The sequence below is a fragment of the Lacrimispora amygdalina genome (assembly GCF_900205965.1).
Classification (GTDB): domain Bacteria; phylum Bacillota; class Clostridia; order Lachnospirales; family Lachnospiraceae; genus Lacrimispora; species Lacrimispora amygdalina_A.
On the sequence record NZ_OAOF01000002.1, the window covers coordinates 76,321 to 97,156 of the forward strand.

The window sequence follows — 20,836 nt, forward strand, 5'->3', positions numbered from 1 at the left end:
GATGAATTCCAAGCATATTACTTATTTTATTACATTCCATGATTTATGTCAATAAAACTGCTTTTTATGTTATGGAACGAATTATTCTTGTTCCCATTCTGCTTAATAACTCATTCGTTATGGTACCTGCCTTGTCTGCAACCATAACAGCAGATAAACTATTACTATTATCTGTACCAATTAATGTTGCAGTCATTCCAACAGCAACATCCCGTATGTCAGTTACATCAACAGCAAGTTGATCCATACAAATTCTTCCCACAATAGGGACTGTATAACCCCCGATTAAAACTTCTCCATTTTCACTGGACAGATTTCTTGGAACACCATCCGCATACCCTATAGAAAGGATTGCAATCAGGCTGTCTCTTTTTGCAACAAATGATCTCCCATAGCCAACGCTTTCACCGCTTCTTACAGCCCTCATAAGTATAACTTGTGACTTTAATGAAAGAACAGGCCGTAAATCAAGATGTAAATGAGGATTGTCATGGGGAGAACTTAAAACTCCGTATAACGCTATTCCAGCCCGCACATAATCACATTTTAGCTCCGGGTAATTTAAGAGTCCATAACTGCTCTGTATATGAATTGGGGGAGGCTCTATACCAGCCATTCTTATACGTTCAAGCAGTTGATAAAAGCTGGAAATCTGCATTTTCGTAAAGCTGACATCTTCCGCTTTAAGACTGTCTGAAACACAAAGATGGGTAAAAATACCGCATACATATATTTTCTTGTCCCTAAGCACCTTTAAAATGTCATCAACATCACTGGCTGCAAATCCAAGACGGTGCATTCCTGTGTCAACTTTTATGTGTGTCTTAATCTTATATCCCTGATTAGCCAGAAAGCCTGCATACTCTAAGCTAATCAATGTCTGCGTAAGTTTGTATTTATAAAGTTCTCTGGCTCGTGCAGGATTTGTATAGCCAAGAATTAATATTTCTCCCTCAATTCCATGTCGGCGTAACGCAATACCTTCATCAATAGCAGCAACCGCAAACGATTTTACTCCCATGCGGCTGACAGCCGCAGATACTTCAAAACTTCCGTGTCCGTAAGCGTCTGCCTTTACGACTGCCATCAACTCACAACCTTCAGGCATCGCTTTTCTTAAAACTTTAACATTATGACTTAAATTATTTAAATCAATTTCTATCCAGGCTCTTTCTTTATTTATGACACTTGCTTTTGTTTTCGTATTACTATTCTTAACTTTATAAAGCGCCAGAACAGACAATACTGCAAATGAAGTGGATGTAATACTGACTGCCAGATAATGCACAACACTGTTTTCAACAAGCAATGTTTGTAATCCAAGCAGCTTAGCAAACAAACGAACGACAACAATCATCATTGGATGAATTATATAAATGACCAGTGTTGCTGTTCTTAAGAATGCTCTTTGATGTCCTTTCCAAAAGGTCAGAGTATGAAACAGGAAATACATACACGGCAGGAGAAGAATATACATACTGTCGTGCCTCTGCACTCCTAACCTGTGCAGCAACAGCCCTTCACTAAACAATAACAGGACAGAGACTAAAAGGCCAATCAGGCTTTTTTTCAATGAAGTACGAAAAGGCTTATCGGCAATCATACCGCCAAGCACAAAGAACACGGGAGCAAAGAATACTCCGTTCCTCGTATAGTCTGACACCTGAAAAACGTAACCATAAAACGCTTTTAACAAAGGTAATTTTTCAGAGATCCCATAATAGCTGTCACCAAATAAGCCAATCACATAGAAAGCCGAAGTAATCATCAATGCTTTTTTGAAACCTGTCTTTTTTACGAATAACCATGCAAGCATTGCACCGATAACAGACGCAGGAAGATACCACAAATGATACAGCGTTCCATCAAACAGAAGATCTTTTATGATGTTGGGCAGCAGATGATCCATTGCAAAATAGCCATTATAGATATTTATGGGAATGTAAATGACAATAGAAACCGCATATATAAGTACCGTTTTTTTAACAAAAGCCCTTAGCTTATCGTCATTATAATTGTATTTAGAAATAAGAAAAAATCCCGAAGTCATAAGAAAAAAAGGCACAGCAACGCGGGATATTATCCGGGTAAGTATAAAATCGCCTGTTTGGCTGTATGAAGATAAGGGGGAGGTATGAATTGCGATTATCAAAAAAGCTGCAACAACTCTAAAAATATCAATCCCCTTATAATATTTAGTATGATTCATTCCTGTTCCTCCAAAGTGTCACAATAAAACCATCGATGTTATTTCCCGACACCAGATATACTGCTTTTTCTGGCAGAGAAAATGTCGTTTTTGCCCCTTTAGCAGCCATAACATAATAAACTTCGATACTTTTATCATTCATATGTGTCAGTAAGCGCTTCCCATTGCCTGGAAATTGTTTGATAAAATCAATGTATTCTTCCAGAGTTAATTTTTTTTCAATCATAATTTGGGAATGAGGGTATCCCACATATCGAAAATGCCAGGGTTCATGAGCAATACCCGTAATTTGTTCTTTACCGCTGGGGTATCGTTCTATAAATCCATAATGAGGAGCAATTCTACGAAACTTATCACAAATACCTTCATACGGAAATTCAGGACAAATAAAATCAATTTCATCTTTTTTTAATCCCAGGTCAATAGCAAGTCCCGTCTGATGCTCACTATGATATGGAAGTGCTACAAATTTTCGTGTGAAATCCTCTCCGCTTTCCTGACGAGAGGTTTCATATATTTTTGTCTGCTCATTTGCAGAGCGGTATCCACTTACAGGAACAATTTCATTTGAGCAGCCGATCTTTTCAAAAATAAGCTGAAAAACATTGGCAGCTTTCCGCATCATAAGAATATTGGGATATTCTGCGGTGGCCGGCGTTAAATCCGTTCCATCAACGTTCTGTACCGGGTATTTTGCATTTACAAGAATCAGATTTCCAGCATGTATTTCTTTATTTGATAATGTAATAGTGGTCATCGTTATATATACAACCCAATCAGTTTGTCCAGAATTTCTTCAAAGGACATACCAATTCCTTTCATCATATTTGGATATCGGCTATGAGATGTAAACCCGGGGATTGTATTAACCTCGTTAAAAACAATTTCGCCGTTTGGTTTCAGGAACATGTCAACTCTTGCAAATCCAGAACAACCAAGCGTTTTATAAATTGTTTCTGCCGTTTCCTGTATTCGTTTTTCACATGCGGAATCTATTCTGGCAGGCATATAAATTTTAGAAGTTTTCAAGGTGTATTTTTCAGTATAATCAAAAAATCCGTCAGTCAGTTCTATTTCGTCAACTTTACCTATCATTAAATCATCTATACCTAAAACAGCACAGCCCACCTCAAATCCTGGGATGTTTTCTTCAATGATAACCGCATCATCGTGTTCAAACGCAGCGTCAACTGCCTGTTGTAACTCAGTTTCATTATATATTTTAGTTATACCAAACGACGAACCTGCCCTGACTGGCTTTACAAAAAGCGGATAGGTAAGTTCCGATGATTTTTTCAGCAGTTCATAATTAACAGGCTGCTTAAATACCATTGATTTTGGAACTGCAATACCTGCGGCACAAACAAGCCGATGTGCCATATCTTTATCCATACACAGTGCGGAAGAGAGCATATTACAGCCGATTACCGGTATGCCTGCAAGCTCAAACAATCCTTGTACCGTTCCATCTTCTCCGTACCTGCCGTGCAGTACGGGAAAAGCAAAATTAAGTTTTATCACCCTGCTTTCGCCCTGCACAAACTCTATAATGCCGCCTGTTGTCCGATTTTGCGAAACTACAACAGGAATAAGATTACTGGAATCTTCAATCCAGGTATTATCAGGTATTTTATTAAAATTGCCGCTGTAATGATACCAATTACCTTGTTGTGTGATTCCAATAGGGACAATATCATACTTCTCAACATTCAAGTTTTTAAGAATGGAAAATGCCGACTGTAATGACACTTCATATTCTGTTGAATGCCCTCCAAATATTACTGCTATTCTATTCTTTTGCATTTTTATTTTCCTTTCGTTTCTATATATTCTTCAAGGCAGATACCTTTATTGAATATTTCAGCAGCGGCATCAACACCAACATAGCGATAATGCCATGGTTCATTGGAAACTCCAGTCAAATCTGTCTTTTCTGGCGGATATCGGAGAATGAATCCATATAGATGCGCATTTTTCTTAAGCCACCTATAGACATCAGTACCCACAGAATGAATACCGTCAGCATTAATATCAACAGCAAGTCCAAGCTGATGCTCGCTGGTGCCAGGAACAGCTACCCAGAGTGTTCATTTACTTCTATATCATTCTCACTTTGTATCGGATTCCATTTATTTACCAAAGTCAGATACCGGTCCTCCTTTTTCGCTTTCGGGTGTAAGTAACATTTCGGGGCATATTAAGTTCTCCTTTGCAAATATTTGTCAAAATAAAAAAGCATTCTCACCCTGACACAATCATTGTATCAAGAATAAGAATGCTCTTTTTTCGTTTGACCCCACAATTTTCTCAATTTTTCATGTTAAATCTCTTACGATTTTCCTACGAAACGGGAAGTTTAACCTCAAACTCAATCATCTCATCTTTACTTTTTGCGGTTATTGTTCCATGATGAAACTCAACAATCTCTTTCGCTATGGCAAGTCCCAGTCCTGCTCCCCCACTATTTGAACTGCGGGAAGTATCAAGCCGGTAAAACTGTTCAAATATTCGTTCAAGCTTTTCTTTTGAAATTGTTTCCCCGTGGTTTACAAACTTTATTATTGTTTCCGTATTGTTCTGAACGACTGAAATTTCAATATCAGTATGATCAAAGCTATAAAAGACAGCATTTCGCAAAAGATTATCTAATACCCTCTGTATTTTATTTGCATCGCATTTTACCATAATATCCGCAGCAGCAATGAGTTTGCATTTTAAATTTTTATTAGTCATCATCGGCTTGAACTCAAATGTAAGCTGTTCAAGCAGACGGGTCATATTCACTCTGCTATATTGAAGTGATATGTTAGTAAGATTAAATCTTGTTATTTCAAAAAATTCATTTATTAAATCTTCAAGGCGTTCCGCTTTATCAAGTGCTATGGATAAATATTTTTCTCTGAGTTCTTCTGAAATCTGACTTTCTTCACGCAACAGTGTCAAATATCCTATAACAGATGTTAATGGCGTTTTTAAATCATGGGCAAGGTAAACAACGAGGTCGTTTTTCCGTTGTTCCGCATCTTTTGCAGCTCTCGCGTCTCTTAACGCCTTTTCCCGTACCAGATTCAATTCGTGTTGGGTGTTAGCCATTGCAGCCGGCAAAACGATTGGTTCTATCGCCGGAGATGCTAATTGTTCGGCTGCAGATACTATTTCATCCAGATAGCGGAGAGGTTTGGATATGAAGTAATAGGTGATCAGAATCCAGCCAATCAAAGTTAATATTCCCACAAGACCTGTAATGTGAATCCTTATTAACCGCAAAGCTCTATAAACAAGGTTATTACCATCCCAGTTAAACAAGGAACTAAACCAACTTGCAATAAACACAGACAGCACCAGAAACACAATATAGACAATTACCGCCAGAAAATATTGAAGAAGCAGTCTGCGGGATAATTTACTGTGGCGCTTATTATTTTGCATTATTCGTTCATTATTATTCAATCGTATATCCAACCCCCCATACAGTTTTTATAAATCTTGGATTTTTGGCAGGTTCCTGGAGCTTTTCCCTCAATCTTCCGATGTGTGCCATAACGGTATTGTTGTTGTCGAGATATTTTTCTCCCCAAACGTTCTCAAACAGTTTCTCGGAAGAAACCACTTTTCCCTGATTTTCACACAAAAACCAAAGAACAGAGAACTCTATTGGAGTCAGTGCAATGTCTTTATCAAACAAAGTACACTTATGTGTTTCTTTATTGATAATCAGCCCTTTTATATCGTATTCGTTTGTCTCTGCAGGCTGCTGCTCCGAAACATTGTTGTATCGAACATAACGCCTTAATTGTGTTTTTACTCTTGCAACGACCTCTAACGGATTAAAAGGTTTTGTGATATAATCATCCGCACCAATAGTCAGCCCCATTATTTTATCTGTATCTTCAACCTTTGCAGTCAACATGATAATAGGATAAAAATGTTTTTCACGGATTTTCTGACAAATATGGAATCCGTCAATATCCGGGAGCATGACATCTAAAATCGCCATATCCAGTTTTGTTGATTCAATACACTTTAAGGCCGCCATACCATTATAATATTTAAAAACCTGATATCCGTCATTTTTAAGATACACTTCAATTAAGTCGGCTATTTCTTTTTCGTCATCTACAATCAAAATACTTTCGTTCATATTATAACTCACCCGCCTCCTGGTCACCACACTGGTCTTTTTGATTAGTGTATCACATCCGGTCTTTAAAATGCAATTTTCCTATAATTAAAGCTCTACTTCTTCTATAGCTTTATCCAAAAATATGGTTCCGTCCAGATGCTCCAGTTCATGGCAGAAGCATTTAGCCAGTTCATCTTCTCCGGTCACCATGATCTCATTCCCGTTCTCATCGAGTGCCTCGATGGTGACTTTCTGCGGGCGGATAATCTTTACAAAGCGGTCGGGGAAGCTGAGACAGCCTTCAATACACTCCTGCTCTCCGCTGCACCCGATGATTCTCGGGTTTACCAGCTTTAACAGGCAGTCACAGTAATCAATCACTACCAGTCTCTTACAGATTCCCACCTGATTGGCTGCTATGGCAGCTCCGTTCTCTGTGTGATGCAGGGTTTCCAGCATATCATCAAGGTTCTGTCTGATTCTGTCATCTATAACCATTACTTCTTTACAGCGTTTCCGAAGAATCTCATCATCATTATACCTTAGTTTCCTGACAGCCATTCTTATCCCCCCTGCTTTTATCAGCTCTTGATTTTCTTTCACTTTCTTCAAATAGAAATACATCCTCTATCGGACGTTCAAATACACTGGCAATGTCATAAGCGAGCCATATGGATGGCTCAAACTTCTCTGTCTCAATTGCATTGATTGCCTGTCTGGAGGTTCCTACCAGCTCGCCCAGCTGTTCCTGAGTGAGTCCCTTTTCCTCCCTCAATTGCCTGATCCGGTTTTTCATATTTGTTCCTTTCTTCTTGTCATGTTGACCTTACATTGAGTATATGACGTTTTAATTGTAAAGTCAACCTTACATCATCCCCGACCGAAGCAGTTAAGTCTGTTTATTGGTAAAAAATCACAATTAAGAACCACAATCGATAATTTTTCCTCAAATTATATATACAAATCATCAGCTTTGTGGTAAAATTTATGTAAAATCTTTCGACATTTTTCAACATTTTATATTAATTTCAACATTCACGGAGGACATATTATGAAGATGGATAACAATGACAATGTTTATAAAACACTTTCAGAAATCAATCTCTCAGATGTAATGGAAATTAGTCTGCTGCAAAAATTCCTTGATAATTTTGCAGACAGTATGAATCTTGCAAGCGTCGCCGTAGACCGGGATGGAAATCCGGTTACAAATCCAAGCTCTTACACAAGAATTTGCGCACAATACACGCATTCAACGAAGACTGGAGATAGCCGATGTGCCGCCTCCCATAAAAGTGGCGGTCAGGAAGCAGCCAGACTGGGAAGGCCTTATATCTTTAAATGCCATTCAGGCCTCATCGATTTTGCAGCACCCATCATAGTGGAAGGTGAGCTGATCGGTACGATTCTGGGCGGACAGATTTTAAGCAAAAAGCCTAATGAAGAGGAATTCAGGCGTGTTGCTAGAGAAATCGGAGTCAATGAAGATCAATACATAAATGCGCTTCATGAAGTAAACATTACATCAGAAAAAAATATCCACGCAGCGGCGGAAGTTCTTTTTATTGTTGCCAACTCGCTTTCCCAGATCGGTTATCAGAAATACAAATTAAAATCTATGAGCAAGGATCTGGTCGATCAATTTTCAGTGATCGAGTCGACTATGGAAGAACTGGCAGCATCCTCCATACAAGTGGTTGAGAATCAGAATGAACTGAACAAAGAGATCGTAAATGTGAAACAGATATCAGAGCAGATCAATGTCATCCTTAATTCCATTAAAAGCATTGCAGATCAGACGAAGCTGTTAGGTCTTAACGCTTCGATTGAAGCGGCGCGGGCCGGTGAGGCTGGAAAGGGCTTTGCAGTCGTTGCCACTGAGATCCAAAAGCTTTCCCAGAATTCAAAAGATACTGCAACCAAAGTGGTTCAGCTGACCGAAGACATTCAAAAATCAATTACGAAAACACTGCAGTTTTCCGATTCCACGATGAAAAACACCGAACAGCAGTCATCGGGAATTGAGGAAACCACAGCCAGTATTGAAGAGGTTTTAGCCTTAACAAATGAATTAAATAAAATGGCAAATACCTGATAAAAAAGCACCGGGAAATGATCACCTCCAGACGATCATTTCCCGGTTTTAGTTCTATCTCCTATATCAGTCTTCACTCTTGCCTTTTACCGGGCTATAATGAACCCTGACTTTAATATCCTGGTTATAATTTCCAAAAGTGCTTCCAAATATGGTCAATCCGCCTGCATTTACGGCATCTTCCTTTACCTGGAATTTTAATCTGATGGGGCTGCGTTTATCCAGTTTTAAATCATCAATGGTAACGGAGGATATTTTTAAACCATCAATAAAGGTTCCATACTGATTGACCACAATCATCTTAAGCAGACCATACTGGTTCCAGTTGGGGAACCACCAGTCAGGAGTAAAAATCCCCGGAACATCGCCAAAATCCCCCGGACTGGTCCACATTCCAAGTTCCACATTGTTAATGCTGATGGTAATATCGGAAGGCCAGTCATTGTTAATTCCAGGTGCCTCACTCCCGATTTCCACAGAAAATGTAATCTGATCGATTTTTTGAAGAGGAGGCAGCAGATTGGGGATTACATATTCAACGTATCCTTTGGTAAACCAGACAATGTCAGCCTGATACCGGTCCGGGTGGGCAAAATAACGGGGATCATCCACTTCTCCAATAATTGTCCTGCTGCTGGCCAGACCGCATGTGGGCAGAACCTCATAATCGGAAAAATATCCGACTTTAATATCCGTGGTATAGGTGTTTTTCCCATCGTCACTTTGTTTCGGAGCTATATCCACCAGTAATTTATCCACATTCACACGGCATATTTTCTGGTTCCCGTGACCATTGTGTTCTGAAATTACGCAAATAAGGCCGCAGTCCTCCAGTTTCTTAATGTGACTGGTCAAAGCTCCATTGGTCACTCCCAAACTGGACGCCAGTTCATTCATATTCAGCTCGGTATGCTCAATTAAAAGCTTTATAATCTTAATTCTAAGTTCCGATCCCAGAGCGATATAAATCTTCAGCCCTTCCTCAACATTTTTAATATGCAGCATAACAAATCCTTTCGCGCAGATGCGCAGTATACTATGAAAAACCATCTCTTTCATCTAATTATCATCATACATGAATTCGTGTTTTCATACAATACTGTTTTTCAATTATACTGTTCAGCTTACTTCTTCCTGCTCCCCCATATGCACGTATTGTTATCTCCAACCGCAGTAAACGTCATCACCTGTTCTGCCGGTGTCTTTTCGTTATACTGCTTAAAGAATACGCCATGATATTCTGTGCCCCCCATATTGATGGTAATATAATCATACCGGTCACCTTTCATTTTTTTCCATATACCGTCCCTGTCACCGATAATACTTCCGTCCGCCAATAATGTAATTGATTGCGGACTGATCATTTTAGGGGAAGTATCCATACCATGATTGATCAATTCATATGTGCCAGTAATTTCGCCGTCCGGATAATGGCCTGCCTTTTCATTCCGGTTCTCATATACAGCCGTCACCGGCCAACCCTTTTGATTGAGAAATTGCTGGTGAACCCGGACCTCATGATATTCCGTACCCTGATCAAACCTCTGGTGGTAAATCAGATAATGCTGCCCATCTTTATCTATTAATGCCGAGTTATGTCCGGCTGCTTTATATCCTGTATTGGTGCCGGAGAGCTTATAATTACCAATCAGCTTAACGCCATACTGATCATTATTCCTATTACTGTCCGCTGCATTGTTCCCTGCTGCATCCAGATAAGGCCCCGTCACCTCTTTTGACCGGAACATGCGCATGTTATAGCCTCCATTGGCAGTCAATGCTCCATATGTCTCATATAAATAATAGTATCCGGCTTCATCATCATAAACAATATACGGTCCTTCCCCTGACTGATGGTTTCCGCCTGCCAGGTGAATACCAAAATACCGGTCCACATAATTTCCGCTTATTTTATCAACAGAATCCGTTCCGGGATACTTTGCATCTCCTGTCTCCCGGTCCATTTCCAGCAGATAGATTCCTCCGGACCAGGAACCATAGACCATATAGAGCCTTTGGCCTTCTGCATCAAAAAATAATGTGGGATCTATGGCGTTGGGACAATAGTTATGGTTCCACTCTTCCGCCGTAAACCATTTTTGACTTATACCATTTTTCAACCTTCCGGAATCAATCAGTTTTTTTATATGAATGGCATCAGTATCCCAACGGGTATTTCTTTGACTGTTTCCATCCGGCTTTCCGTTTTTCGTAAAACCGGAATAGACTACTGTGCCCACATAGGTATAAGGTCCTTCTATGTCCTGTGATACTGCATAACCAATACAGGAGCGGCGCCATGTGGAAGAGGCACTGTAATAAATCATATATGCCCCTTTTGTTCCGTCTCCGTTGATATAATAGGGATTCCAGATCACATCCGGCGCCCAAACAGCATATTTTCCACCTGAACAGTCTCCGTCATCATAACCTGCCCAGCGAAATGATTCTGCCAGATTCTCTTTTATATTTCCAAAAATCCAGTTATCCGTAACATTCTCATAATCCTTGCCAAGAGATTCCCAATCCACCAGATCCTTTGATTTTGCGCCTGCCAGATGAGAGCCAAAAATATAATATTCTCCGTTTCTGGCCCTGATTATGGACGGATCATGCACAGATACCCGTTTAGGCGGTACATTTGCGCCTCCTGCTGCAATAGCAATACCGGCTGACAGAAACAGTATCATAACTAATACTGCAGCACCAAATTTAATTGTTTTTATCTTTTTATTTTCATTTCCCATTCACTCACCCCTTTACCGCACCGGCTGTCATACCTTCAATAAAATAACTCTGGAAGCATAAAAATACTACCAATACCGGAAGAATTGCAAACATGGACCCTGCAATCAATAGATCATAGTTATTACCGTAAGGCGTCAGCAGAGTATTCAGACCGATGGGCAGCGTAAATCTTTTCGAATCCCTAAATACCATCATAGGCCACAGCATGTTATTCCATGACCCCATAGCACATAAAATCCCCATGGCTGCAAATGCCGGCTTGGTTAATGGCAGCATGATCTTCACACAGATTCCGAACTCAGTGGCTCCATCGATCCGTCCCGCATCCAGCAGTTCCTTGGGCAGGGAAATCATATACTGGCGGAAGAAAAAGATGGTGGAGGCACTGCATAGACCGGGAAGAATGACTCCTGCAGCCGTATCAATCAGTTTTAAATCTATCATCTCCTGATACAGAGGCAGCATCAGGATTTCAAAGGGAACCATCATGGTTGCAATTACCAGAAAGAACAGTATATTCTTCAGCCTGTAATCATACATGGACAGACCATATGCCACAAAATAGCAGATAATCAGAGTCAGTACTACCGTAAGCAGAGTCAGTACCATGCTGTTTTTAAACCACATGAAATACTTTTTTGAATCCGCATTCCAGGAAAAAAGATAGCTATAGTTGCTAAATGACAATGTGGAAAAATCCAGGTTAATGCTGAGTCCGCGCCGGATTAATTCTCTGCCGGGCCGAAAAGAAGCGAAAGCCCCTGCCACGACCGGAAACAACACCAAAAGACTGAGGAATGCAAAAACTGCCGATGACAGTATGGAAAGGAGTTTATTCTTATTATTATTCATAATTATTTTTCCTCCTCTTTAAAGGTCCCGTTGAGAATCAGCTGGACCACATTAATGATAAGAGCCATCGCAAGAAGAGTCAGACCTACAGCCGAGGCATATCCCATCTGATTCTTTTCAATTCCTCTTTTATAAAGATAACCGACAATGGTAAGTCCAATGTTTTTCGGCGAAGCATTGCCTGCCCACAGCATAAAACTTTCCAGAAACATGGATAATCCTGCATAGACGCTGATGGTCAGTACATAGATTGTGGTTGGTCTCAGCAGAGGAATGGTAATATAACGGAATTTGTTCCAGGCAGTTGCCCCATCTATGGATGCAGATTCGTACAGGGTGGTATCAATGCTTTTAAGACCGGATAAGAAATACAGCATATTCACGCCGGTCCACCTCCAGCAGCAAAGGATTAATAGTGCAAACATTGCAGAATTTTTTTCTTTCAGCCAGGGAATCGGTGCCTTCCCCAGATAGCTGAGGATAACATTCATCTGGCCCGTTGGAAGTTCCGAAAACATCAGACGGAATAATGTACCAGAAATTACGACTGATGTTAGGGCAGGCAAGTACAAAGCCCCTTTCCAGAATCCTTTTGCCCTGACCAGATTGCTGTCCATTAAAACAGCATACATCATCGGAAAAGGAATCAGTAATACAATTGAAAAGAACATATAAGTAAGGCTGTTTTTAACAGCTGTATGAAACGTAGTGTCTCTAAACAGCTTCCCATAATTTGCTAACCCGATCCATTCAATCTGCCCCGGAAGAATATTTTGAAAACTCATTTTAACCGTACTGAACAGAGGATAAATCCAGAATATTGAAAAACTCAATATGAAAGGCAGCACAAATATAAAAGGAGCTGCTTTCTGTGAATAGAAGATCCGTTTAAATTTCATTCATTTCCCCTCCACTGTATCACGAACTACTCTTCCAGTTCCAGATAATCCTGGGCTTCTTTTAAAGCCTCATCTACGTCTTTCCCATCCTCCAGAACTTCGTTTAAGGTAGTTGTACAGAAATAATCATTGATGGAAGGAGTCATCTTTGTAATGCTTAAGGTATTAATTTCTGATTTAACCTCATTTAAAACGTCAAAAGGATTTGTCTTAAAAAAACTGATATATTTATTGGAAGAATCCTTCGTTACCGTATCATCTGTCCATAGTTTGGTATTACATACATCAAAACCAAGCTGCTCCCAAATCTGACCGCTTCCTTCTGAAGAACATTTTGCATATGTAATAAAATCTGCTGCCAGTTCCGGATCTGAAGATTGTTTTGTTACTACAGTTCCAGTTCCTCCAATACCCACAGAACGGTTCTGACCCTCTTTAAATACCGGCAATGGAGCCATAGCTATCTTTCCTTTCATCTCAGGCATATAATTTAAAAAGCGGCTCATATACCATAATGCTTTTGGAAAGGATGCAATATTACCGTCCAGTATATTCTGGAATCCTTCTTCTAAATCAACATGCCCGGCCGGTGAGATCATGGCAATCTCGTCTGTCAGCCAGCCCTGCTGCATGGTAAGCATATTTCTCACGGATTCCAGTTCTACGTTCAGGGTGCCATCCTTACCGGCTGCCCAGTCTTCTCCATATTCAGACATTGCAATAGACATCCAGTCAATCCCGCCAGTATCCACACTGGTCATCTTTACTTTTCCATCTGAGGCCTCTTTTAATTTTTTTCCTGCTTCCGTGTAGTCATCCCATGTCTTTATCTTTGTATAATCAATTCCATACTGATCCAAAATTTCCGTATTGTAATACATGACTGTAGCTCCTACATGGGTAGGCGCACCATAATAGTTCCCATCTTTTGAATAAACATCTAATCTGGATTGTACCAGATCACTCTCATATGGTTTTATTGCATCGTTCAACGGATAAAGCTGAACATCTCCCTGAAGGAAGTTGGGAAACTGACCAATCTCCACATCACACAGATCCGGAGCGCCCTGCCCGGTCTGTAATGCCATAATCAGTTTATTATGCATATCGGCAAACGGATAAGTTGTAAAGGTAATCTGAATCTGCCGGTCCGGATTCTCTTTATTCCATCTTTCCAGCATATCCGCATAAAATGTATTATGCAGTTCAACAAACGACCACATATTCATATGCGTACCTGAATCCGGACCTACTGTATTGACTACTTCTTTTTTGTCATCTGCAGCAGATTCCTCTGCATCAGCTTTTGGACCTGTTCCTGCTGCGGAACTGCATCCAGATAAAACCATCGCCGCTGTTACGGCACCAGCCAGAAAAATTGATAATTTACGCTTCATATTGTTTCTCCTTTACATTATATTAAATTAATTTAGTTTTTTCTAAATATTTAGACAAAAAATTACACACCAAAAGAAAACACCGGTTCCCCATCTTTACTCCACTTCATTTTCATGATCATAGTGTGCCGGTTTGGATCATACAGAGGATTTCCCTCTATTACGCAATATTCTCTTCCATGATAAATACAATAATCGGTGACCATATCTTCTCCTTTTACAAAAGAATTATGGCCTGGCCCATAGATATGCTTTGCTTCATCTGTCGATAAAACAGGCTTTCGGTATTTCTTCCATGCGTGTGGGTCCATTATGTCTTCGGTCTCATCAATGGTTAACATGCCCATGCAGTAATCACTTCCCGTATCGCTGGCAGAGTAGGTCAGATAAATCCGCCCGCCATGCTTTAAAACCGCCGGTCCCTCATTTACCCAGAAACCTTTCCGCTCCCAGTCATAATCCGGAGTGGACAAAAGGATATGTTCTCCTGATAGTTTCCAGGGTGTCTCCATCTTAGACAGATACAACTGGGATATCTTTTTTCCAGTACCGGTTTTCTCTGCCCAGACCATATAGAATTCCTTCTTATGCTGGAAAACAGTCGCATCCAGTGAAAAATCCTGAAATGTAAAGAGATCCTCGTCTGATCCCTTCATTCTGCCCAGCTCTCTCCACGGATCTGTTATGGGATTTGGACCGGTACACTGCAGAACATAAGGCCGGATCTCCCAAATGTTTTCCTTTTCTCCCGCAGCATAATAGATGTACCAGCAGCCGTTTAAGTAATGAATCTCCGGCGCCCATATATGGCTTCCCTGGTCACCACTTTCATGTTTGTACCATATCACTTGCTCGTATGCAGTCTGTAAACCCTTAATCGTATCTGCACTGCGTAAAATAATTCTGTCATACTCCGGTACTGATGCTGTGAAATAATAGGTTCCGTTATCATGCCGGAATATATAGGGATCGGCACGCTGACGTATAAACGGGGTATTAAACTCAACATCTGATGTATTTGGTCTTTTCATACACTTATCTTTGATCTCACTTTCTATTTTTGTATATATTATACAACATAATTTATCTGAGCTCAAGTGTCATTTTAGAAACTATTAAATTATTTTTTTAAAATCTAAATAAAAAAACCGGAATATTGCTTTCAAGGGCAACATTCCGGTTTTCTAAATGTATGCGTCTACCTATAAATTACTGATGGTATCCACAACAGACATATTGCGAATCCGCTTTGCCGGACCCTGCACCGCTAAAATAACAGATAAAATGACAATTGCAACTATAACGGTCATCTCTGTAAATGGCAGCTTCCATTGTTCCCCCCAATGAAAGGTTACCATACTTGCATACAGATACCGATTCAGCAATAACCCAATAGCAACTCCAAAAATACTTCCAATAATAGCATAAGTGAAAGCCTCCGCAGTAATCATTTTTATTAACTGCCGGTTAGTCAGTCCAATGGCGCGGAAAACACCATACTGTTTCATACGGGCTGATACACTCATGGCTGTACTATTTACAATGTTAAAAATAGTAATTAATGCAATCACGGTCATAAATCCATAAATGAATATTCCAAATGAGTAAAAAGAACCGATAACACTCCGGTTGCCGGACCGTTTATCAGAAAATGTAACCCCTGTTCCAGCCAGTCGGTGGATTTCGTCAACATCGGAGTCTGAAACATTCTTAGACAGCTGCAGATCAATAATCGTATAATCCGTCTGGCCGGTCAGCTGCCGGAATGTATTCTCAGAACAGATAATCGTCCCCACTCCGGGCGCAGTATTAAACGGAACCGAAGACAGTGAACCAGTAATGTTGATCGTCGCAGATTTATTTCCTGTCTGCAGTGTAACTATATCACCCACCTTCACGATATCCTGCCGGTCAAATACAATCAGTCCGCTGTTTTCTCCCTGTTGAACCTCATCAACGGAGCCTCTTAACAAAAAATCCTCTGCCCAATGAAATTGATTCTCCTCATATGAAATCAGATCAACCTTTCTTACCTCACCGTTTATTAAGGCAGGGACATCATAAGCGAACATACGTCCATATGCCCGCTTAACCGCCGGATTCCTGCGGACTTCGTCTAACAGTACACTGTTGATGGAGCAGCTGTTATCCTGACTTACAATGGATATATCCGGTGTCCACGGCTTTAATGGTCTGAGCGAGTGATGCATAAAATCAACCGTAACGGAAAATGAAAGGAATAAAATAATACTCAGAGAAAACGACCCTGTCATTAATAGAAAATTCTTTTTACCAGATACGGCGTGGTGAATACCAAGAGATGTTTCTATCTTAAACGGGGTTCTTACTGCTTTGTGAACTGGAGATAAATTATTTCTGGTTCCAGAGACAGCCGCAAGCGGAGAGACTGCAGCAGCTCTTTTTGCAGGAGAACGGGCAGCAAAAAAAACGGTCATAATCCCCACACAGATACCCGATAAGATGGCAGGCAGGCTTATTCCAAAAACAGCCATTCCGCCAAAGTATTTTGGGCTGAGATAACGAAGCATCGCACATAAAATCCAGATCACAACAATTCCCATGGAAATTCCCAGCGGAATGGCTATCCTGCACCAGCCAAGCGCTTCCCTCTGGACAATCCGCATCACCTGTTTTGGCGTTGCACCAATACAGCGTATCATGCCGAAAAACTGGGTGCGCTGGGCAACATTACTGTTAAGGCTGCTTGCTATCATCATTATGCCTGCAAGCAAAACCAGTAAAAATAAGACAGCAGCCGAACCATAAATCTGAATCATAAAAGAATTACCGCTTTGACCCAGTAAGCCTAAGAGTTTTGTGTTTTCAGATGAAAGCTGATCCGATAATCCAAACTGGGTTTTAATATCACTGATTACTCTTTTTATATTGCTGTGTCTGGAAAACTGAACATAATAGAGGCTGTTATAATCAGCAGCTTCCCCATTTATAACCGTTGAGTACAGGGAACGAAATTCACCGGTTGTCAAAAAAATGCCGTAGGAATCTTCCTCCATTGTTTTGCCGGACCCCTCCGAAAAACCGGAAATTATAAATTGCAGTCTTGCTCCTGCAGGCCCGTCCACTGTAACCGGATCTCCCAGATCCAGACCCAGCATGGTTTTCGCATTTTTTGTTATCATAACCTCATTGTCTTTTTGTGGAAATGCGCCTTCTGCAATAATTCCTATGTGCATTTTTGTAATCCAGCTTTCTTCACTTCCGCAAATAACAACATTCTTCCCCTCTAACGTATAGCCCTGATCCCCGTTATAGTTAAGAACTCCATACCAGGAGGAAGCCGTTACTTCAGGACGCGCAGAGATCATCCTTGCTTCTTCGTCACTTAACCCTTTAAATGCCGCATGCCAGCTTCCCTCCTCCATATATACCTGCATAATCTGACTGCGTATAGCCATATCGGCCATACCAAATATAACCGCAACAAGAAATACAGCCAGAACAATACAGAACACTGACATTTGGTTTTGTCTTTTATGGACTTTGGCAGAGACCGAAACAAGATCAAGATAACTTTTCATTCTCATTTCCTCCCCAGTCCGTAAGTATTCCATCCGATACACGGAGCACACGGTCCGCAGAGACAGTCAGATTGTTGTTATGGGTAATCATCAGAATCGTCTGACGATAGTGGCGGGAAGCCCTGACCAGCAGATCCACCACATCCTGACTGTTTTTACTGTCTAAATTCCCGGTCGGCTCATCAGCAAGGATCAGTTTTGGTCTTGTAATCAGCGCCCTTCCTATCGCTGCCCTCTGCTGCTGTCCCCCGGATAACTGATTGGGCAGGTGATGTCGGCGGTCCTTCAGTCCCAGGACCTCTAATATTTCATCTACAGCCGTTGGGTCCGGCTTGCGGTAATCTAAAAGTATGGGAAACATGATATTCTCTTCAACACTCAGTTCTGCAATCAGCTGAAACGATTGAAATACAAAGCCGATATTGCGCCTTCTGAAAATAGTGCGCTGCTCTTCCTTCATGGAAAACAGATCTTTCCCCGCTATACAGATATGACCGGAAGTAGGGGAATCCAGGGCTCCGATGCAATTTAACAGTGTGCTTTTGCCTGATCCCGATTCTCCCACCACAGCTGCAAACTCTCCCTGCTCCAGGGTAAAAGAAACATCCTTCAGGGCATTCACCTGATTTTCACCTTTCCCATAAATCTTTGATAAATGATGTACGTTTAATATCTCCATTTCAATACCACCTTTCCGTAAAAGGATAGCAGATACACCTTACGATCCGGTGAATTACAACTTACATATCCGTAAGAAAGGAAAGAGTAAAAACAGTTCCTTCCTGCTGATCGCTGTAAACGGAAATCATGCCGTCCTGCCCTTCAACAATGGATTTTGCAAGTGACAGTCCAAGGCCTGCACCCTGGGTATCCAACGATTTTCTGCTCCGGTAAAAGCGTTTAAAAATATGTGGTAAATCCTCTGCGTCAATTCCATCCCCATCATCAGATATAAAAATACGGGTTATTGCAGGACTTCTTTTCCATGAAATACGGATTCTGCCACCAAACTCCGTATGATCCAATGCATTTTTAACGATATTCCCCAGTGCTTCGCTTGTCCACTGCCTGTCGCAGATTACCGTCTCTTCTGAAGATTTGTCAACAATAATCTCTTTCCCCTCAATGGCAGCTCTTGTAGTTAATTCACCGGTAGCCAGGGAAACCAATTCCGATATTTTGCACAGGTCCTTTATAAAAACAATACTGCCCGCATCCAGACGGGTGATTTTTAACATGGATTGAATCAGCTGTTCCATTCGTTTCAGCGCAAGACCAGCCTTATGGGAATATTCTTTCACTGTTTTAATGTTATCTGGTTCATCGGATATAATTTCATAATACATAATAAGAGCTGCTAGGGGTGTTTTCAGCTGATGGGATATATCTGAGATTGTATTTTTCAAAAACTCTTTTGTTTTATGTCCTGATTCATTTTTTGACTGCAAAATCATGGAAAGCTGTTCTGTCAACGCGAACAGACGATAGATGGTTCCCTCATTCATCTGAGGCATATGGCAGGAAAAGTCCCCTTCGATAAAGCGGTCAATCACATCTGCCGCCTGAAGATAAAGCTGTTCCCTTTTCCATAAAAACCGGAATATACTGTATAGGAGTACCATAGACAGCAGCGCCCATAACAGAAGCATGGAAAAACCAGAAAAACGTTGAAATTCAGAAACAAAAGGAAGAAACCTGATAGCAGTATGTTCTGTCACACCGATCCTGGAAAGGAAATCCCCTCCCCTTTCGCTTACTGACGTGCTCGTAATTGCTTCTGCAATCACATCGTCAGAGACGCCCTGTTCTAAGAGGGAAGTCACAACCGCATTATCATGAGATAAGAATAAATTTAACCCTATTTCGCTCTGTACCCCAGACAATCCAAACCCGGCGAGGAATACCAGAAAAATGAAGAAAATAAGAAAGATACCAAAACCCTTTACCTGTTTATCACGAAAGATATTCATGCAGATACCTCATTCCATTGATAACCGAACCCACGCACTGTGATCAGATGCTCCGGGTGCGATGGGTCATGTTCAATCTTCTCACGAAGCCGCCTCACATAAACCGATAGCGTGTTATCGTCTACATAATCACCTGTACTGTCCCACAATTCATTTAAAATCGTGCTGCGTGTTATTACCCTGCCTGCATTCCTCACCAGCAGACAAAGCAGACGGTATTCCGCGCCTGTTAAGTCCAGCGTTTTTTCTCTCAGAATCACACGGCTGCCCAGCAGATCGATCCAGATATCGCCGCGCTCCAATACATTTTCATTATTATGACTGGATAATCCGCTTCTGCGAAGCAGTGCACGGATTCTGGAACACAATTCTCCCAGTTTAAAGGGCTTTGTCACATAATCATCACCGCCGCTGTCTAACCCTCTGATGACATTCACCTCTTCATCTGAGGCAGTCAAAAAAAGAATCGGTACGTGATTGCCCTGTTTCCTCACATTTTCACAGACATCAAATCCTGTTCCATCAGGTAACGTCACATCCAGTATCATTAAATCATACCGGCTGATTTGAGGGAGCCGGTCCATTGCCTCTTTGACTGTTCTTACAAGGTCTACTTCGAATCCATTCCGCTTTAATGTATATTTTAACCCATCCACCAAACTGATATCGTCTTCCAAAAGTAAAATTCTGCTGTTCATAATATGACCTCCAAGTATCTGGTTTTCTTTACTGGTCTCAGTAATAGTTATACCTTATGTGACCTGATGTTTCAATTACTTCCCAGAAAAAATGACGAACAGTATCGTAATTGTTACATTTTAATATTTTCCAGTCAATCGTATGTTATTTTAGTAATAGTTCAACAAAAGAGACTTTGAACTCAGGAATGGTAAAAAGAGGAGCAGAGAAAGGGGGAATATTCCAACGGGGTTTGCAAAACCTGTTATTACCAATACTCGTTCAAAGAATCTTTTTAGATAAAC

17 protein-coding genes and 2 pseudogenes are annotated in these 20,836 nt (G+C 40.8%); 1 reads left to right on the forward strand and 18 read right to left on the reverse strand.

What is annotated here, in order from left to right; genetic code table 11:
• Positions 1 to 64: 64 nt before the first annotated feature.
• The 8 genes and pseudogenes from vanT to CRO04_RS03220 all read right to left on the reverse strand — a co-directional run bounded on the left by vanT (position 65) and on the right by CRO04_RS03220 (position 7,128).
• Positions 65 to 2,209 (reverse strand): serine racemase VanT catalytic subunit, encoded by a 2,145-nt coding sequence (gene vanT / locus CRO04_RS03185; RefSeq protein ID WP_097002785.1) that lies wholly within the window; start codon positions 2,207 to 2,209, stop codon positions 65 to 67.
• Positions 2,196 to 2,966: a M15 family metallopeptidase gene (locus CRO04_RS03190; RefSeq protein ID WP_097002786.1), complete on the reverse strand. Its 771-nt coding sequence runs from the start codon at positions 2,964 to 2,966 to the stop codon at positions 2,196 to 2,198. The genes vanT and CRO04_RS03190 overlap by 14 nt, the downstream gene beginning before the upstream one ends.
• Before the next feature lie 2 nt (positions 2,967 to 2,968).
• The gene (gene vanG, locus CRO04_RS03195; RefSeq protein WP_097002787.1) at positions 2,969 to 4,012 is read right to left on the reverse strand and encodes a D-alanine--D-serine ligase VanG; all 1,044 of its coding nucleotides are present in this window, start codon (positions 4,010 to 4,012) and stop codon (positions 2,969 to 2,971) included.
• Between the two features lie 2 nt (positions 4,013 to 4,014).
• A pseudogene (locus CRO04_RS03200) lies at positions 4,015 to 4,290 on the reverse strand (M15 family metallopeptidase); the annotation flags it as partial.
• A 248-nt stretch (positions 4,291 to 4,538) separates the two neighbouring features.
• Positions 4,539 to 5,638, reverse strand: a pseudogene (gene vanS, locus CRO04_RS03205) (vancomycin resistance histidine kinase VanS).
• Between the two features lie 13 nt (positions 5,639 to 5,651).
• Positions 5,652 to 6,350, reverse strand: coding sequence for a VanR-ABDEGLN family response regulator transcription factor (gene vanR, locus CRO04_RS03210; protein WP_097002789.1), 699 nt, complete (start codon positions 6,348 to 6,350; stop codon positions 5,652 to 5,654).
• Positions 6,351 to 6,437: 87 nt separating this feature from the next.
• Complete coding sequence (gene def / locus CRO04_RS03215; RefSeq protein WP_097002790.1) at positions 6,438 to 6,893, reverse strand: peptide deformylase; 456 nt, start codon at positions 6,891 to 6,893, stop codon at positions 6,438 to 6,440.
• Complete coding sequence (locus CRO04_RS03220) at positions 6,868 to 7,128, reverse strand: helix-turn-helix transcriptional regulator (protein ID WP_097002791.1); 261 nt, start codon at positions 7,126 to 7,128, stop codon at positions 6,868 to 6,870. Before CRO04_RS03220 ends, def begins: the two co-directional genes overlap by 26 nt.
• A gap of 255 nt (positions 7,129 to 7,383) precedes the next feature.
• Between CRO04_RS03220 and CRO04_RS03225 the strand changes: the two genes are divergently transcribed.
• A complete protein-coding gene (locus CRO04_RS03225; protein ID WP_207654387.1) occupies positions 7,384 to 8,427 on the forward strand; it encodes a PocR ligand-binding domain-containing protein in 1,044 nt (347 codons plus the stop codon).
• Between the two features lie 66 nt (positions 8,428 to 8,493).
• Here the strand turns inward: CRO04_RS03225 and CRO04_RS03230 are convergent, their stop codons facing one another.
• The 10 genes from CRO04_RS03230 to CRO04_RS03275 all read right to left on the reverse strand — a co-directional run bounded on the left by CRO04_RS03230 (position 8,494) and on the right by CRO04_RS03275 (position 20,551).
• Positions 8,494 to 9,486, reverse strand: coding sequence for an ArsR/SmtB family transcription factor (locus tag CRO04_RS03230; RefSeq protein WP_330400766.1), 993 nt, complete (start codon positions 9,484 to 9,486; stop codon positions 8,494 to 8,496).
• Positions 9,487 to 9,551: 65 nt separating this feature from the next.
• The gene (locus CRO04_RS03235; protein ID WP_097002793.1) at positions 9,552 to 11,174 is read right to left on the reverse strand and encodes a glycoside hydrolase family 43 protein; all 1,623 of its coding nucleotides are present in this window, start codon (positions 11,172 to 11,174) and stop codon (positions 9,552 to 9,554) included.
• Between the two features lie 4 nt (positions 11,175 to 11,178).
• Positions 11,179 to 12,027 carry a carbohydrate ABC transporter permease gene (locus CRO04_RS03240; RefSeq protein WP_097002794.1) on the reverse strand — a complete coding sequence of 283 codons (849 nt, stop codon included), beginning with the start codon at positions 12,025 to 12,027 and terminating at the stop codon, positions 11,179 to 11,181.
• A gap of 2 nt (positions 12,028 to 12,029) precedes the next feature.
• Positions 12,030 to 12,926 (reverse strand): carbohydrate ABC transporter permease, encoded by an 897-nt coding sequence (locus CRO04_RS03245; protein ID WP_097002795.1) that lies wholly within the window; start codon positions 12,924 to 12,926, stop codon positions 12,030 to 12,032.
• Positions 12,927 to 12,952: 26 nt separating this feature from the next.
• Positions 12,953 to 14,323, reverse strand: a complete 1,371-nt coding sequence (locus CRO04_RS03250; protein ID WP_097002796.1) for an ABC transporter substrate-binding protein — start codon at positions 14,321 to 14,323, stop codon at positions 12,953 to 12,955.
• A 62-nt stretch (positions 14,324 to 14,385) separates the two neighbouring features.
• Positions 14,386 to 15,354, reverse strand: coding sequence for a family 43 glycosylhydrolase (locus CRO04_RS03255; protein ID WP_097002797.1), 969 nt, complete (start codon positions 15,352 to 15,354; stop codon positions 14,386 to 14,388).
• 171 nt (positions 15,355 to 15,525) lie between these two features.
• Positions 15,526 to 17,883: an ABC transporter permease gene (locus CRO04_RS03260; protein ID WP_097002798.1), complete on the reverse strand. Its 2,358-nt coding sequence runs from the start codon at positions 17,881 to 17,883 to the stop codon at positions 15,526 to 15,528.
• A complete protein-coding gene (locus CRO04_RS03265) occupies positions 17,867 to 18,562 on the reverse strand; it encodes an ABC transporter ATP-binding protein (RefSeq protein ID WP_097002799.1) in 696 nt (231 codons plus the stop codon). Before CRO04_RS03265 ends, CRO04_RS03260 begins: the two co-directional genes overlap by 17 nt.
• Positions 18,563 to 18,623: 61 nt before the next feature.
• Positions 18,624 to 19,853, reverse strand: coding sequence for a sensor histidine kinase (locus tag CRO04_RS03270; RefSeq protein ID WP_097002800.1), 1,230 nt, complete (start codon positions 19,851 to 19,853; stop codon positions 18,624 to 18,626).
• Entirely contained in the window at positions 19,850 to 20,551 is a 702-nt protein-coding gene (locus CRO04_RS03275; protein ID WP_097002801.1) for a response regulator transcription factor, read from the reverse strand. Before CRO04_RS03275 ends, CRO04_RS03270 begins: the two co-directional genes overlap by 4 nt.
• Positions 20,552 to 20,836 lie beyond the last annotated feature (285 nt).

Excerpts from the sequence above, each read along its gene's own strand:
- def (WP_097002790.1), bottom strand. The coding sequence starts at position 6,893 with ATGGCTGTCAGGAAACTAAGGTATAATGATGATGAGATTCTTCGGAAA.
- CRO04_RS03190 (WP_097002786.1), bottom strand. The coding sequence starts at position 2,966 with ATGACCACTATTACATTATCAAATAAAGAAATACATGCTGGAAATCTG.
- vanT (WP_097002785.1), bottom strand. The coding sequence starts at position 2,209 with ATGAATCATACTAAATATTATAAGGGGATTGATATTTTTAGAGTTGTT.
- CRO04_RS03275 (WP_097002801.1), bottom strand. The coding sequence starts at position 20,551 with ATGAACAGCAGAATTTTACTTTTGGAAGACGATATCAGTTTGGTGGAT.
- CRO04_RS03235 (WP_097002793.1), bottom strand. The coding sequence starts at position 11,174 with ATGGGAAATGAAAATAAAAAGATAAAAACAATTAAATTTGGTGCTGCA.
- CRO04_RS03240 (WP_097002794.1), bottom strand. The coding sequence starts at position 12,027 with ATGAATAATAATAAGAATAAACTCCTTTCCATACTGTCATCGGCAGTT.
- vanR (WP_097002789.1), bottom strand. The coding sequence starts at position 6,350 with ATGAACGAAAGTATTTTGATTGTAGATGACGAAAAAGAAATAGCCGAC.
- CRO04_RS03270 (WP_097002800.1), bottom strand. The coding sequence starts at position 19,853 with ATGAATATCTTTCGTGATAAACAGGTAAAGGGTTTTGGTATCTTTCTT.
- CRO04_RS03225 (WP_207654387.1), top strand. The coding sequence starts at position 7,384 with ATGAAGATGGATAACAATGACAATGTTTATAAAACACTTTCAGAAATC.
- vanG (WP_097002787.1), bottom strand. The coding sequence starts at position 4,012 with ATGCAAAAGAATAGAATAGCAGTAATATTTGGAGGGCATTCAACAGAA.
- CRO04_RS03230 (WP_330400766.1), bottom strand. The coding sequence starts at position 9,486 with ATGAAAGAGATGGTTTTTCATAGTATACTGCGCATCTGCGCGAAAGGA.
- CRO04_RS03220 (WP_097002791.1), bottom strand. The coding sequence starts at position 7,128 with ATGAAAAACCGGATCAGGCAATTGAGGGAGGAAAAGGGACTCACTCAG.
- CRO04_RS03250 (WP_097002796.1), bottom strand. The coding sequence starts at position 14,323 with ATGAAGCGTAAATTATCAATTTTTCTGGCTGGTGCCGTAACAGCGGCG.
- CRO04_RS03255 (WP_097002797.1), bottom strand. The coding sequence starts at position 15,354 with ATGAAAAGACCAAATACATCAGATGTTGAGTTTAATACCCCGTTTATA.
- CRO04_RS03265 (WP_097002799.1), bottom strand. The coding sequence starts at position 18,562 with ATGGAGATATTAAACGTACATCATTTATCAAAGATTTATGGGAAAGGT.
- CRO04_RS03260 (WP_097002798.1), bottom strand. The coding sequence starts at position 17,883 with ATGAAAAGTTATCTTGATCTTGTTTCGGTCTCTGCCAAAGTCCATAAA.
- CRO04_RS03245 (WP_097002795.1), bottom strand. The coding sequence starts at position 12,926 with ATGAAATTTAAACGGATCTTCTATTCACAGAAAGCAGCTCCTTTTATA.